This window comes from Mesorhizobium sp. M7A.F.Ca.ET.027.02.1.1 (genome assembly GCF_004022985.1).
In the GTDB taxonomy this organism is placed as follows: Bacteria; Pseudomonadota; Alphaproteobacteria; order Rhizobiales; family Rhizobiaceae; genus Mesorhizobium.
In genome coordinates, this window is the sequence record NZ_RZOL01000001.1 from 1 (window position 1) to 14,464 (window position 14,464).

Sequence of the window (14,464 nt, forward strand, 5' to 3'; positions counted from 1 at the left end):
ACAGGAATGACGGCGTCGATAGCCATGGAGCCGCCCAGCCAGACATCGACCTGCTGCCAAAGCACCGTCGACAGAGGGCGCAGTTCAAGCCATAGCCACCATGCGGTGGGGCTGGCCGGATAGGTGCCCAGCAACAAGGTCGCCATGCGCTCCCCTGCCAGGACCGCCAGAATGAGAAACGGAAAGGCGAAAAGCAGAAGCGGCTGGCGTTTCATGTTCCCTCGACAATCTGCAAGCCAGGATAGGCCGTATAGATTGCTCAAGGCTTAACAGCCTACCTCCGGCCCTCTCCCGATTGCGAGCGTTCGAGGACGGCAAAGAAGATCACGGTGAGCAGAAGGACGATCAGCAGCAGCACGAACGCGGCGGCCGCGCCTTCGTTGAGCGAAAGGCCGAGAAAGGCACGGCGATAGGCAAAGAAGCTCAGCACTTCGGTCGCGTTGCCAGGCCCGCCCTTGGTCAGGACATAGGGCAGATCGTAGGTCCGGAACTCGTTGATCAGCTGGATGATGATGGTGATCGCCGCGACCGGCCGCAGCATCGGCAGGGTGATGTAGAAGAATTGCTGCCAGCCGCGTGCGCCGTCCACTTCAGCCGCCTCATAGGGATCTCGCGGCAAAGCTGCGAGCCCCGCGGCGAGGATCAGCACGACGAAGGACATTTGCTGCCAGATGTCGATCGCCGCCATCGTCCAGAGCGCCATGCCTGGCGTGCCTAGCCAGTCGAGGCGCGGCAGGCCGAACGTTTCCATCAGATGATTGGCGATGCCGAGATTGGGCTGGAGCAGCATGCGCCAGATCAGGGCGACGCTGATCGGCGACATCGCCATGGGAATGGTCAGAACCGCGAAATAGACCGGCTTCATCCGGACCGTCCGGTTGAGCATCAGGGCAATGCCGAGCCCGATCACGAACTCGCCGACCACCGTCACCGCCGAATAGCGCACGGTGAGCCAGAGCGCGTTCCAGAACAGCTCATCACCGATCATCGAGGCGAAATTCTTGAACCCGACAAGCGGCAGAAGCTGCGGCTTGATCAAGGTCATCGAGGAAATCGAGAGGATGCAGGCATAGGCCAGCGGAAAGCCCATCACGATCGCCAGCAGCAACAGGCCGGGCAAGGCAAAGGCCCAGCCGGTCCGCCACTCGCGGCCACGGGCAGCCCATCCTTTTTTGATCGCATTGTGCATCGTGGCCGAGCCTTGGTCGGTTGCTGATCTCGTCAAGATCCGGGGTCTGACAAGATCCGGCGCGGCTGGCACCGCCGCGCCGGATCTCCTTGCCGAGCCGGACCGCTATTTGTCGAGGAGCCCCTGCAAGCCGTCGGAAGCCGCCTTCAGCGCCGCGTCCGATGTCGCCTGGCCGCCAGCCGCCAGCGAGAGCTGGGTACCGAGCAGATCCTCGTATTGCGCCGAATAGGTGAAGATCGGAAACGACTTGCCGGTCGCCACCACATCCTCGGCGGTCTTGTAGAAGGGATATTTCGCCAGCACCGCCGCATCGGCATAGACATCGCTGCGCACCGGCGCGTGGCCCTCGAGCGCGCGCTTCACCGAAACATCCTTGCTCTGCACCCACTGGATGAAAGTCCATGCGGCTTCCTGCTCTTCCGGCGACGTGTTCTTGGGAATGCCCCAGCCCCAACCGCCGCTTTCGCCATGGCCACCCGGCATCACCGACAGGCCGACCTTGCCGGCGACCGTCGGACACTTCACGGCATCGTCCATCTGCGGCAGCATCCACCAATAGGTGACCATGCTGAAGGCGGAACCGCTGCACATCAGGCGCATGGTGTCATCGAGTGTCGCCGATATGGCACCCTGCTGGGCGCCATGCTGGATGTTGTCGACATAGAGATCGAGCGCCTTCTTGGCCTCTGCCGTGTCGAGGCTCGCCTTGCCGTCGGCATTAAGATAGCTGCCGCCGGCGGAGAACAGGTAGTTGGAGAATTCCATGCTGTTGGGATCGCCGCGCTGGCCCTGCATCGCGGCTCCGGCGACGCCGGCATTGGCCTTCATGAATTTGGAAATCGCCACATAGTCTTCGAGGGTCGTCGGCAAAGCGAGTTCCTTGCCGGTTGCCGTCTTGTAGGCGGCCTTGAGCTTCTCGTCGCCGATCAGGTCCGTGCGGTAGAGGAGGCCCATCGAGTAGTTGTACATGGGCACCAGGAACAGCTGATCCTTGGTCCGGCCGAGCAGGTCAAGCGTCGAGGGGATGAAGGGGCTCAGATCGTATTTGGATTTCCCGACGAAAGGTTTCAGATCGGCGAGCCAGCCGGCCGCCGGAAATTCGCCGGCCCACAGGAAGTCGACCTCGAGCACATTGTAGTAGCTCTGCGGCGCGGTCAGCTGCGACACCAGCTTGTCGTGCATGTCGGGATAGCCGATCTTCTCGAACTCGACCTTGATGCCGGTCTGCTTCTCGAATTCGGGCAACAGCGCTTCGATGATCTTGGTTTCCGGCACGTCCTCCATCAAGGCGTGCAAGGTGATGGGCTCAGCCGCCCTGGCCGGAAGCGATGCGCTGACAACCGCTGCCCCGCTCACCGCCGTCATCAGCATTTTGATCAAGGTCTGCTTGTTCCAAGTCATAACTCTCTACTCCTCTTTCCCTCTGGACGCGGCGGTGATCCCGTCACGATTTCATAACCGGCTAGCGAGCCATGTCGGCTCTCGGAGCGGCCGGCCTATTTCACGCTGCCGAACGTCAAGCCCTGGACGATGAAACGCTGGATGAAGCGGGAAGCCACGACCAGCGGCAGGATGGCAAGGACGACGCCGGCAGAGACCTTGGCGATCTGGACGCCGTTCGAGGTCTGCAACGCGGCGAGCGCAACCGGTATGGTCGCCGTCTTCGGCCCGCTCAAAACCAGGGCAAACAAAAACTCATTCCACGCCAGGATGAAGCCGAGGACGCCGGCGGCCGCGATACCGGGCATCGACACCGGCAGTACAATGCGCCAGAAGGCGCCCCAGGCGGTCGCGCCGTCGGTCAGGGCCGCCCACTCCAGATCGACTGGAATGCCTTCGAAGAAGCCCATCAGGATCCAGGTCAGGAAAGGCAGGTTGAGCGCGGCATAGACGATGATCAGCCCGGTCAGCGAATTGCTGAGCTCCAGGCTTCGGAACAGCGTGAAGGTCGGCAGCACCAGCGCCACGGGCGGCAGCATTTGCGTCGCCAGAACGGCAAAACGCGCCCACCGACCGCCCGTACGGAAACGGGCGAAGGCATAACCGGTGGTGGCGGCAAAAGGCAATGCGAGTAGAACCGAGCCGAGCGCGACGATCAGGCTGTTGAGGTAGGACTGACCGAAGCGGCTCGACAGGAGCGCCGAATAATTGTCCGTCGTAAAGGCCGGCATCAGCTCGTTGCTGTAGGATAGCTGCTCGGGCACGAAGCTCGTCCGCAGCACCCAGAGCGGCGGCAGCAGCACGATGGCGCAAACGACAATCAGCCCGAAATGCAGGCCGAAGCGGCGACGAAAGGCCGGCCGCTCGTTTCTGTCCATGCTGGTCATCGAGTGGCCCCCATGAGGCTCGGCCGCGCGATCACCAGTTCGGTTTCGGGATCAAACAGGTGCATCGGCAGCGGGTCGATGTAGAGTTCGACGATCGAGCCGACGGGCGCCGTGAAATAACGGCTCAGGCGGGCGGCGATCTCCAACGGCTTGCCGCCTCCGGCGGGGTGGGCATCGTCCGTGCCGGTGGCCTGACCGGCAATCTGGCCGATCAGGACGTTCTCGGCGCCGAGAGCTTCGACGGCCACGACCCGTACGGAAATCTTTTGCCAGTCCGGCTTGTCGGGGCTTTCGTGGAAATCCTCGGCCCGCACGCCCAGAATGACGCGGCGCCCGACACGCTCGCCATAAGCGTTGCGGTGGCGGGCGGGGACGGCAAGCACGGCACCACTATCGGTCAGGACGGAGAGCCCTCCGCCAGGTGCGGCCTGAAGCGTGGCCGGAATGAGGTTCATCGGCGGCGTCGCCAGGAAGCGCGCGACGAAGGTGTTGACCGGGTCGGCATAGACTTCAAGCGGCCGGCCGGCCTGGACCAGGCGACCATCGCGCATGATGCATATGCGATCGCCCATGGTCATGGCCTCGACCTGGTCGTGCGTGACATGGACGATGGTGCGGCCGAGGCGTCGGTGCAGCTTGACGAGTTCGAGCCGCATCTCGGCACGCAGCTGCGCATCGAGGTTGGACAGCGGTTCATCAAGCAGGAAGGCCGCCGGTTCGCGAACGATCGCCCGGCCAAGCGCGACACGCTGACGCTGGCCGCCCGAAAGCGCTGCCGGCTTGCGGCCGAGAAGATTCTGCAAACCGAGCAGGTTCGCGGCGTCGGCAATCTTGGCATCGATCACTGCTGCGTCGGTGCCGCGCATCTTCAGCCCGAAAGCCATGTTCTGCCGCACCGACATATGCGGATAGAGCGCGTAGCTCTGGAAAACCACCGCGACGTTGCGGTCGCGCGGCGCGACATTGGCGACGCTCTTGCCACCGATGCGAAGATCGCCGGAGGAGATACTCTCCAGGCCGGCAATCATCCGCAGCGTCGTCGACTTGCCGCATCCCGACGGGCCGAGAAAGATCACGAATTCGCCATCGGGAATGGTGAGATCGACCTCATGCACCCCGTAATTGCCATTGCCGTAGAGCTTGGAAACGCGATCGAGCTCGATAGACGCCATAGACATTCCTCATGAACCCGTCTGACCCGGCTGAACGCCGAAGGCCGAAGTCGAGCGAACGGTCATCTTAGAGAACAAAATGTAACATTGAAAGCCTGCCTTCTGATCATATGTGTTCACTTTTTTGGATGGCGCGTGCCAGCATCAGGATCCGGTTACAGCCGCCAAAAGCCGTCAGGTCATGTAGACGCCGCCGGTCACGTTGACGCCCTGGCCAGTCATGAAGCGGGCTTGATCCGAGCAGAGGAACACGACGACGTCGGCGACATCCTCCGGCAACTCGAGCCGGCCGAGCGGCGTCTGCGCGATATAGTCGGCGACCACCCGTTCGGGCGTGACCTGCCGCAGATGCGCCTCCCATTCGACTTCGCGCGATTGCATGCCGGTCTTGACGAACCCCGGGCAGACGGCATTGACGCGGATTCCCTTGGGCGCGAGTTCGCGGGCAAAGGCCTGGGTCCAGCCGAGCACGGCGAACTTGGATGCCGAATAATGCGCCAGGAGCGGCGCACCGACCTTCGCGGCAAGCGAGGCGGTGTTGACGATGCAGCCCGTGCCTTGCTTGACAAAATGCCGTCCAGCGATCTGATTTGCGAGGAATACCCCGCGCGCATTGACCGAGAAGTTGAAGTCCCACTCCTCGTCGGTCAGATCGAGCGCGTGCTGCATGGTGGACACGCCGGCATTGGCAATCAGGATATCGCAGCCGCCTAGCGCTTCCAGCACAGTGGCAAAGGCCGCCTCGACGGAATCGCGACGGCGAACATCGACCGTGACGGCGGCGGCACCGCCGCCAATCTCCTCGGCCGCCTTGCGCGCCGCGTCGGGATCCAGATCGCCGATCGCCACGGCGACACCCTGCCGCGTCAGGGCGGTCGCGATCGCGCGACCGATCCCCGCGCCGCCACCCGTCACAAAGGCACGCTTGCCCGCGAGTTCGGCAAGCACTGGAGGAATGACGGAGGCAGCCGGCATGATCGTAATCTCTCTGCTTGGTGGCGGAACGCGTTCTGTTAATATCGAGATGCATACCAATAAATTCGAACACTGCAAACATATTTTTGTTTGAAAATGTTTGATCATGCGGTAGAGTCGAAGTTGCAGACCGCTTCGTCAGCGGCTTACCCACCGGATACATCGATGGCCGACGACACCGCCTCTCCCCTATCGTCCACGCATGGCGCACCGCGTGATGCCGATCGTCAGCGCCTTCTCGCGCACGATCGACAGGCACGCATCCTGGCTTTCCTGCGCCGCACGGGGTCGCTCACCGTCGCTGCGGCAGCGGCCGAACTCGCCGTTTCCGACATGACGATCCGCCGTGATCTGGTCGAATTGGAGCGCGAGGGCAGGCTTGTACGAATCCACGGAGGTGCGATCGAGGCGGACAACCCGCCGCTGGTCGCCATGGACAGTGAGGAGCCGAGTTTCGATTCGCGCTTGCGCCAGCGCCGTGACCCGAAGGCCGCGATTGCCGCCGCCGCGGCCGCCTTGGTTTCGGGATACCGCACGATCGCATTGGATGTCGGCACCACCACCTATCTGATGGCCGAGCACCTCAAGGACCTTCCGCACGCCAAGGTGTTCACCAACAGCCTCAGGATCGCGGCGGCGCTGAACGGCGGCGTGCCCGAAGTCTATGTTGCCGGCGGCCGTGTACGGGCCGACGAGATGTCGACCGGCGGGCCCGCGGCCATCGCCCAGTTCGAGGCGCTGTGGTTCGATGTCGCCGTGATCGGCGTCTCCGGCATCACGGCGGACGGCCTCTTCGACTATTCCTTCGATGATACCGATATGAAGCGCGCCTATCTGAGACGCTCAGGCACCAAGATCGTGCTCTGCGATTCCGCCAAATTCCTGCGCATGTCGCTGGTGCGGATAGCGCCACTGTCGGACGTCGACATCCTCATCACCGATGCCGAGCCGCCGGCCAAGATCGCCGCGGCGCTCGCCGCGGCCAAGGTCGACCTGCGCATCGCGCCGCCGCTGACGCGCGACTGAGGCGCAACATTTTCACTTTATCCCCAAGGAGACGACTCGATGGTATTTGAATTTTTCGGCGACAAGAAGAAGGCTGTCATCTCGATGGCACATATCGGTGCCCTGCCGGGAACGCCCCTCTATGATGCCGATGGCGGCCTCGACAAGCTGATCGATGGCGTGCTCTCCGACATCCGCAAGCTGCAGAGCGGCGGCGTCGATGCCATCATGTTCGGCAACGAGAACGACCGCCCCTATGTCTTCAAGGCGCCGCCCGAAGGCATTGCCGCCATGACCGCGATCGTCCAGGCGGTGAAACCCGAGCTGAAGGTGCCGTTTGGCGTCAATTATCTCTGGGACCCGACTGCCAGCGTCGCGATCGGGGCAGCCACCGGAGCCCGTTTCGTGCGCGAGATCTTCACCGGCCTGTTTGCTTCCGACATGGGCCTGTGGGAGCCCGATTGCGCCGCCGCCTCGCGCCTGCGGCACAATCTTGGCCGCGACGACATGAAGCTTCTCTTCAACATCAATGCAGAGTTCGCACACTCGCTCGACCAGCGTCCTATTGAATTGCGCGCCAAGAGCGCGGTGTTCTCGTCGATGGCCGACGCCATCCTCGTTTCCGGTCCGATCACTGGCCAGCCGGCCGACCAGTCCCACCTGCGCAGCGTCTGCGAGACGATCAAGGACGTGCCGGTCTTCGCCAACACCGGCGTGAACATCGACAATGTCCGCGATGTCCTTTCGCTGGCGAGCGGCGTCGTGATCGGGACCCATTTCAAGATCGATGGCAATACCTGGAACGCCGTCGACGGCGATCGGGTCAAACGCTTCATGGACGTTGTCGCCACTTTGCGCTGAGAACGGCTTCCACGGCGATGCCGGCCATCGCGCCGGCTCGCGGTGATCATATCGATCGTTGCGGGCCGGCGTCCGGAATGATCGACTGGTATCGAGCAGCGGGACACGACGAGGCAGACAGGTTCGCCCGCCTGCCCTTCCCGGCATTTCAATGGATTCGACATGGCGTTCGTTCTCGGTCTCGATATCGGCACCACCTCGACGATCGGCATTCTGATCCGGCTTCCCGATCAGGTGCTGGGCCTCGCCTCGCGCCCCGTCACGCTGCATTCCGAGCATGCGGGCTGGGCCGAGGAAGATCCCGCGCAATGGTGGACCAATGTCCGCGACATCGTGCAGGAGTTGCTGAGGACCAGCGGCATCAAGGCCGAAGAGATCGTGGCGATCGGCACCACCGGCATGCTGCCGGCGGTCGTTCTTCTGGACGACCAGGGCGAGGTGCTGCGACCGAGCATCCAGCAGAGCGACGGCCGCTGTGGCGCCGAAGTTGCCGAACTGCGGACCGAATGCGATGAGGCGGCTTTCATCGCCAAGGCCGGCAACGGCATCAACCAACAGCTGGTCACCGCAAAGCTGCGCTGGATAGAGCGTCACGAGCCGAAGGTGTTCAGCCGCATCGCCACCGTTTTCGGCTCCTATGACTATATCAACTGGCGCCTCACCGGTGAACGTGCGGTCGAGCAGAACTGGGCGCTGGAGGCCGGCTTCGTCGATGTTTCGACGCACCGGATCGACGACGACCTGGTGGCGCTCGCCCACATACCGCGCTCGGCCGTGCCACGAAAGATCGCCTCGCATGAGATCCTCGGTTCCGTCTCGGCGAAGGCCGCGGATGAGACCGGCCTGATGGCGGGAACACCTGTCGTCGGTGGTGCGGCCGACATGATCGCCTCCGCGCTCGGCGCCGGAGTTGCCAAAGCAGGCGATGTCCTCCTGAAATTCGGCGGCTCGGTCGATATCCTGATCGCCACCGATCAGATCAAGCCAGATCCCCGCATGTATCTCGATTACCACCTGGTGCCGGGCCTGTTCATGCCCAATGGCTGCATGTCGACCGGCGGCTCGGGCCTCAACTGGTTCGTACGCAATTTCGCCGGCGGCGAGATGGCCACGGCACAGGCCGAGGGTATTTCGGTACACCAGCGGCTCGATGCGCTGGCGGCAGAGCGTCCCGCCGGTGCCGATGGCCTCACCATCCTGCCCTACTTCCTCGGTGAGAAGACGCCGATCCATGATCCAGCGGCTCGTGGCGTGATCGATGGGCTGACGCTGTCGCACGATATCGGCCATGTCTGGCGCGCTTTGCTCGAGGCCTATGCCTTTGCCATCGCGCATCATATCGAGGTGCTCAACGACATGGGCCACCGGACCGAGCGCTATCTCGCCTCCGACGGCGGCTCAAGCAGCAAGGTCTGGATGCAGATTGTCGCGGATGTCCTGCAAAAGCCGGTCCAACGCCTGACCGGGCACCCCGGCTCTTGTATCGGCGCTGCCTGGACGGCGGCGATCGGCGTCGGCCTGACCGACGACTGGTCGGGCGTTTCCGGTTTCGTCAGCTTCGCCGACCGGCTCGATCCCGACCCGCGCAAGGCTGACATCTACCGCGACGGCTATCGCCGCTATCGCGATCTTTATGCGCGCCTGTCGGCTCCTGGCGCGACCAGAGCGGGATCGTCATCGTGATGTATCGCGCCGTCGCCTGGGACATCGACGGAACGCTGATCGACAGCGAGCCGTTGCATCATCAATCCCTCCTCGCCGGCTGCCGCAACTGGAACGTCGATCTTGACGACCTGCCCGACCAAGCCTTTCGCGGCATCCATATGGGCGACGTCTGGACAACGCTGCGTCCGCGTCTCCCGGTCGGGCTCGACCAGGCGGAGTGGCTCGCCGCTATCAATGCCCACTACGTCGCGAACCGGGCGAACGCCGTCCCGATCCCCGAGGCGGTCGAGACGATTCGGACCCTGGCTGACCGCGGCGTCCCGCAGGTCTGCGTCTCGAATTCCGGCCGGCAAGTCGTCAATGCCAATCTCGATGCGCTCGGCGTGCTCGACCATATGAGTCTCACAATCAGCCTCGACGACGTGTCGGCCGGCAAGCCCGACCCCACGCCCTATCGCGAGGCCTGCCGGCAGCTCGCCGTAGCTCCAGGGTCGGTGGTGGCCGTGGAAGACAGCCGCACCGGCACTAAGGCAGCACGAGCCGCCGGTCTGTTCGTGGTCGGCTATCTCCCCAGCGGCGGCCTGCTCGGCGACGTCGATCTCAGCACCAACCGCCTGTCGTCGATCCTGAACCTGTTTCCCGGCTGAGGGTTTGCGCGTCGTTCCAAGTGTGCGCTTGACCATGCATGCAGGTTTGTAGCGTGATGGCAGCTGATCGATTCACATCGATCCGGTAGGAATCCTCTTGCGCCTCGGCGTCGTGAAACCGCGAACGACACCACACCCAGGATTGGACGCTTGATGAACGACCTCCCCCAAACACTTGCAGCGGACTCGCTCGGGCCAACCGTGACGATTGGAGAAATCCTGGTAGAGATCGTCGCGAGGCAGACGGGCACCGGCTTCCGGGAACCTATCGACCTCATTGGTCCCTTTCCGAGCGGCGCGCCCGCCATCTTCATCGATCAATGCGCACGTATGGGCGGAGCGGCCGCAATGGTGGGCGTGGTCGGCGACGACGATTTCGGCGTCGTCAACATGGAGCGCCTGAAGCGGGACGGCGTAGACACTTCGGCCATCGCTGTTTCCCCGGATTATCCGACGGGCAGCGCCTTTGTTCGCTACCGCACGGACGGAAGCCGCGATTTCGTCTACAACATCGCCAAATCCGCCGCCGCCCGACTGGAATGGAGCCCGCAGGTCGAGGCGCTGATCGCGCGTTGCGGGCATATCCATGTCATGGGAACGGTGTTCGCAAGTCCCGCAGCCTGGGCGATCACCGAACGCGCGATCCCGCTGATCAAGGCACGCGGCGGCACGATGTCGCTCGATCCGAACCTGCGCAAGGAATTGCTGGCGCACGGCCAGACCGAGGAGAAATTCGCCGGTCTGGTGGACGAAGCGGACCTGCTGCTGCCGTCGGGCAATGAATTGTTCCTGGCCGCCGGCACGGACGGGGAGGAACGCGCGATCGAGGCGCTGTTCAGACGAGGGGTCAAGGAGATCGCCGTGAAGCGCGGCGAACATGGCGCGTCAGCCCGTCAAAGCACCGGAGCCCGCGCCGATTGCCCCGGCCTCATCGTCGAGGAAACGGACCCCACCGGCGCCGGCGACTGTTTCGGGGGAGCCTATGTCGCATGCCGGCGGCTGGGGATGGCGCTGCAGACGGCGCTCGAATTCGCCAACGCGGCAGGGGCGCGCAACGTCACACGCCTCGGTCCCATGGAGGGAGCCGGCACGCCGGCCGAGCTGGAGGATTTCATGGCAAGAACGGCGAGAAGAAATTGATGCGTGTGGCGATCGACGATTTGCCGGACCTGCACAGGGACGGGAAGAAAATCGGGGTGACCTCGGTGTGCTCGGCGCACCCGCTGGTGCTGAAAGCCGCACTGCGCCACGGGCGGGAAACCGGCACCACCGTCCTGATCGAGGCGACGTGTAATCAGGTCAATCATCTGGGTGGTTATACGGGCATGACGCCGGCCGATTTCGCGGCGATGGTGGAAGCGCTCGCGGCAGCCGAGCAGTGCCCGCAAAAGCTGATCGTGCTTGGCGGGGATCATCTCGGCCCCAATCCCTGGAGAGACCGGCCCGCCGAGGAGGCGATGGCGCAGGCCGGGACGATGATCGATGCCTATGTCCGCGCCGGCTTCCGCAAGATCCACCTCGATGCCTCGATGGGCTGCGCGGGTGAACCGGCGGCGCTAGACGACCACACGGTGGCCGGGCGCGCGGCCAGGCTGGCAGGCGTCGCGGAGCAGGCGGCAGCGCAGAGCGGCGGGGCAAGCCCGGTTTACATCATCGGCACGGAAGTGCCGCCGCCCGGCGGCGCCGATCACACATTGGATGCGATCACCCCGACCAGTCCGGAGGCCGCTCGCCAGACACATGCCATTCATGCCCAGGCATTCCACACCGCCGGGCTTGAAAGCGCATTTTCCCGCGTCATCGGGCTTGTGGTGCAGCCGGGCGTGGAGTTCGGCAACCAGAATGTGATTTTCTACGATCGGCCAAAGGCCCGCGACCTGGCGGCAACCCTCGACAGATTGCCGTCGCTTATTTTCGAAGCCCATTCGACGGACTATCAAGGTGAGAGGCCGTTGCGTGAACTCGTCGAGGACGGCTTCGCCGTCCTCAAGGTCGGACCCGAGCTGACCTTCAAGCTGCGCGAGGCGCTGTACGCGCTCGACCTGATCGCTTCCGACCTGGTGCCTGGCTATGGCGAGCGGCCACTTTACCACGCAATGGAAGAGCTGATGCAAGGCACCCCCAAGAATTGGGCAAGCCACTATCATGGAAGCGATGCCGACAAGCGGACGCTGCGCCACTACTCCTATTCCGATCGCATCCGATATTATTGGGCGATCCCGCAAGCCCGTGCCGCCTGCAACCGTCTCTTCGATACGTTGAACGGCCGCAAGGTGCCGGTGACGCTGTTTCTCCAGCACCTGCCTTCTGCAGTCACATGGGCTGACCGCGCCTGCGACGTCGAGGAGATCGCGATCGGTCACGTCCGGCGGAGCATCGAGGCCTACGCCGGGGCATGCGGCACCTGAACCCTTCGTCCGGTTGTTCAAGGCCAGAGCGCATGGGCTGGCGGGCGGCAGGAACGCTTACAGCGATGGCCCCAATCGGATCGGACTGCCATCGCTGAAACGGGATTGACGGAACCTGTGGAGGTTGTGCCCGGTCTCGTTGCCTTGGACGAGGTCGGACAGCACACGGCCAATGCCGGGTCCGATGCCGAAGCCGTGACCACTCATCCCGGTCGCTATGACGAGACCTGGGATCGCAGCGGCGCGATCGACGATGGGCACGACATCAGGCATCGCATCGATCATGCCCGCCCAGCTCGCCTTGATCGGCACAGTCGTGAACTGAGGGAAAAGCTCCCTGAACCCGCGGTCGATGGCGCGAAGCGCCGACGTCTCGGGAGCGGGATTGAGGACCCGCATCCGTTCGAAAGGGCTTTCTTCATCCGCGTTCCATCTGCGCGGCGTCGACCAGCCATCCGGGTATCCTCGCGGCGCGGCCGGCAGGTAGCGCGTGCCGAAGGGATTGGCCATCAGGGCGCTGAAATATTTGCCCGCATGGCGAAATGCGTCCGGCCCTATGTAGAGTTGGCTGCTGCCTCCCGATGCGAGCGTATACCCGCCATCCTGCCTGCGCCGGAAAGCGATGCATTCATCCGCGGCGGCACCGGTGTGGATTTCCGGCATCGGTGCTGTCGCGGCGACGGTCGCCCTGACGCTGAGCTGCGGAATCGAGATGCCGTGGGCGCGCAGAAAGAGCGACGTCCACGCGCCGCTGGCGACGACGACGCTCGAGGTCGCGATGTGCCCTTTCTCGGTCCAGACGCCACTGATGCGTCCCGCGGAGATGTCGAGCATACGTGCCGCGCAATTCTCGATGATCGTCACACCTTCGCGGGCCGCCAGGCGAGCAAGCGCGGGCACCGCGACCCAAGGTTCCGCCCGCATGTCCGACGGGGTGATCATTGCGCCTTTGAACGGGCGCGACATGGCAGGGATCAGGCTTGCCAACTCACCTTGGTCGAGGAGACGCGTGTCGACGCCATGAGCCTGGGCAATATCGAGAAACTTCGCGAAACCGGCCATCTCCTTGTCTGTCCGCGCAAGGTAGGTAACGCCCGTCTGCTTCAGCCCTATGTCCTCGCCACATTCCTGCGCCAGTTGCCGCCAGAGGCGCTGCGCTTCGATGACGATCGGCAGTTCGTCGGCATCGCGGCCCTGCTGCCGGATCCAGCCCCAATTGCGCGAGGATTGCTCGGCGGCGATGCGGCCCTTTTCCAGCAGCGTCACCGAGACGTTCCGTCGCGCCAGAAACAGTGCCGTGGTCACGCCAATGACGCCGCCGCCGATGATCACGACTTCCGAGGTCTTCGGCAGCGGCTGCTGGAACTGGATCGAGGTGGCTTCGGTGAAGGGGAAGATTGTCAAAGAGCACCGTCCTTCTTGGTATGCTGCGGCGACATCCGGTCCACGCTGGCAGCGAGATCTGGGCAGCGATATCTGGCCGCCGTGAAATGTCGATACCACGCGAGGAGATTGATCGTCAGCTAGTGCTTGCCGACAAGGACGGCGGCAGATCGCGGGTTTGGAAGAGCCCTGGACAATGAGTCCTGAAACCGCCGGCCTGGCGAGTGTTGCAAGCAGTTCCCGAGAAATCGTTGGCGAGCATGCTTATTCGCAGGCCGGCCCAACTGGTCTGAACCTTGAGCGCGAAGGCCGGAATGCAATAGGTATCACAAAACCGCCAAAATGGCTCAAGGGCCAGAGCAATTCCGTAAAATCGTCCAACCAATCAATTACTTACAGGAAAAACCCGATGGTACCGTTGGCTGGGATCACTCAGCCCGTCACTAGCTGTTTTTGTTACATTTTCCATCTTGCCGGGTGTCGTTTGTATCACAATACGTATCACAATAGGTAACACGATCTCGGCAGCGGATATTCCGCCGGCGACACGGACAGACGCACCTTGCATCGCGTACGAGGCTGCGCAATTTTTGCAAAAGCAGGAACATAGCTGCATCGCCCAAGTTAAATACCGACGGCATTGGACCACGAATTCATTTTCGCATTTTCCAGGCTGCCAGAATGCTCCGGGATTTTTGATGCTCGAACGAATGGGCAGGACAATGTATCGCTGTCACAATGGCACGCTCGATTTTGGAACGGAGCTTTTGACGAAACCCTACACGATCGACTAGTTGGCCGAGAAGGTCCGAAAGGTGCTCGATCGAAAGTA

Annotated in this window: 12 protein-coding genes and 1 pseudogene; 6 read left to right on the top strand and 7 right to left on the bottom strand. The window is 63.1% G+C overall.

The annotated features are described in order from the left end of the window. The 6 genes and pseudogenes from EN749_RS00005 to EN749_RS00030 all read right to left on the bottom strand — a co-directional run. Positions 1 to 215 (bottom strand): annotated as a pseudogene (locus tag EN749_RS00005) (hypothetical protein); the annotation flags it as partial. Positions 216 to 274: 59 nt separating this feature from the next. Beyond that, positions 275 to 1,189, bottom strand: coding sequence for a sugar ABC transporter permease (locus EN749_RS00010; protein ID WP_128362356.1), 915 nt, complete (start codon positions 1,187 to 1,189; stop codon positions 275 to 277). A 105-nt stretch (positions 1,190 to 1,294) separates the two neighbouring features. Then, complete coding sequence (locus EN749_RS00015) at positions 1,295 to 2,590, bottom strand: sugar ABC transporter substrate-binding protein (protein ID WP_128362357.1); 1,296 nt, start codon at positions 2,588 to 2,590, stop codon at positions 1,295 to 1,297. Between the two features lie 95 nt (positions 2,591 to 2,685). Beyond that, on the bottom strand, positions 2,686 to 3,516 hold the full coding sequence (locus tag EN749_RS00020; protein WP_127395313.1) for a carbohydrate ABC transporter permease: 831 nt from the start codon (positions 3,514 to 3,516) through the stop codon (positions 2,686 to 2,688). After that, positions 3,513 to 4,688, bottom strand: coding sequence for an ATP-binding cassette domain-containing protein (locus EN749_RS00025; protein WP_128362358.1), 1,176 nt, complete (start codon positions 4,686 to 4,688; stop codon positions 3,513 to 3,515). The genes EN749_RS00020 and EN749_RS00025 overlap by 4 nt, the downstream gene beginning before the upstream one ends. 174 nt (positions 4,689 to 4,862) lie before the next feature. Further along, positions 4,863 to 5,663 (bottom strand): SDR family NAD(P)-dependent oxidoreductase, encoded by an 801-nt coding sequence (locus tag EN749_RS00030; RefSeq protein ID WP_127318852.1) that lies wholly within the window; start codon positions 5,661 to 5,663, stop codon positions 4,863 to 4,865. A gap of 165 nt (positions 5,664 to 5,828) precedes the next feature. Here EN749_RS00030 and EN749_RS00035 point away from each other — a divergent pair, with 165 nt between their 5' ends. The 6 genes from EN749_RS00035 to EN749_RS00060 all read left to right on the top strand — a co-directional run bounded on the left by EN749_RS00035 (position 5,829) and on the right by EN749_RS00060 (position 12,249). Beyond that, positions 5,829 to 6,689, top strand: a complete 861-nt coding sequence (locus EN749_RS00035; protein ID WP_127395311.1) for a DeoR/GlpR family DNA-binding transcription regulator — start codon at positions 5,829 to 5,831, stop codon at positions 6,687 to 6,689. Between the two features lie 39 nt (positions 6,690 to 6,728). Then, positions 6,729 to 7,529, top strand: a complete 801-nt coding sequence (locus EN749_RS00040; protein WP_023809131.1) for a BtpA/SgcQ family protein — start codon at positions 6,729 to 6,731, stop codon at positions 7,527 to 7,529. A 162-nt stretch (positions 7,530 to 7,691) separates the two neighbouring features. Then, on the top strand, positions 7,692 to 9,212 hold the full coding sequence (locus EN749_RS00045) for an FGGY-family carbohydrate kinase (RefSeq protein ID WP_128362359.1): 1,521 nt from the start codon (positions 7,692 to 7,694) through the stop codon (positions 9,210 to 9,212). After that, positions 9,212 to 9,841, top strand: coding sequence for an HAD family phosphatase (locus EN749_RS00050; protein WP_128362360.1), 630 nt, complete (start codon positions 9,212 to 9,214; stop codon positions 9,839 to 9,841). Before EN749_RS00045 ends, EN749_RS00050 begins: the two co-directional genes overlap by 1 nt. 153 nt (positions 9,842 to 9,994) lie before the next feature. Next, positions 9,995 to 10,981: a sugar kinase gene (locus EN749_RS00055; protein ID WP_127395308.1), complete on the top strand. Its 987-nt coding sequence runs from the start codon at positions 9,995 to 9,997 to the stop codon at positions 10,979 to 10,981. Then, positions 10,981 to 12,249: a D-tagatose-bisphosphate aldolase, class II, non-catalytic subunit gene (locus EN749_RS00060; protein ID WP_128362361.1), complete on the top strand. Its 1,269-nt coding sequence runs from the start codon at positions 10,981 to 10,983 to the stop codon at positions 12,247 to 12,249. The genes EN749_RS00055 and EN749_RS00060 overlap by 1 nt, the downstream gene beginning before the upstream one ends. Positions 12,250 to 12,306: 57 nt before the next feature. Here the strand turns inward: EN749_RS00060 and EN749_RS00065 are convergent, their stop codons facing one another. Then, a complete protein-coding gene (locus tag EN749_RS00065; RefSeq protein WP_128362362.1) occupies positions 12,307 to 13,653 on the bottom strand; it encodes an FAD-binding oxidoreductase in 1,347 nt (448 codons plus the stop codon). Between the last annotated feature and the right edge of the window lie 811 nt (positions 13,654 to 14,464).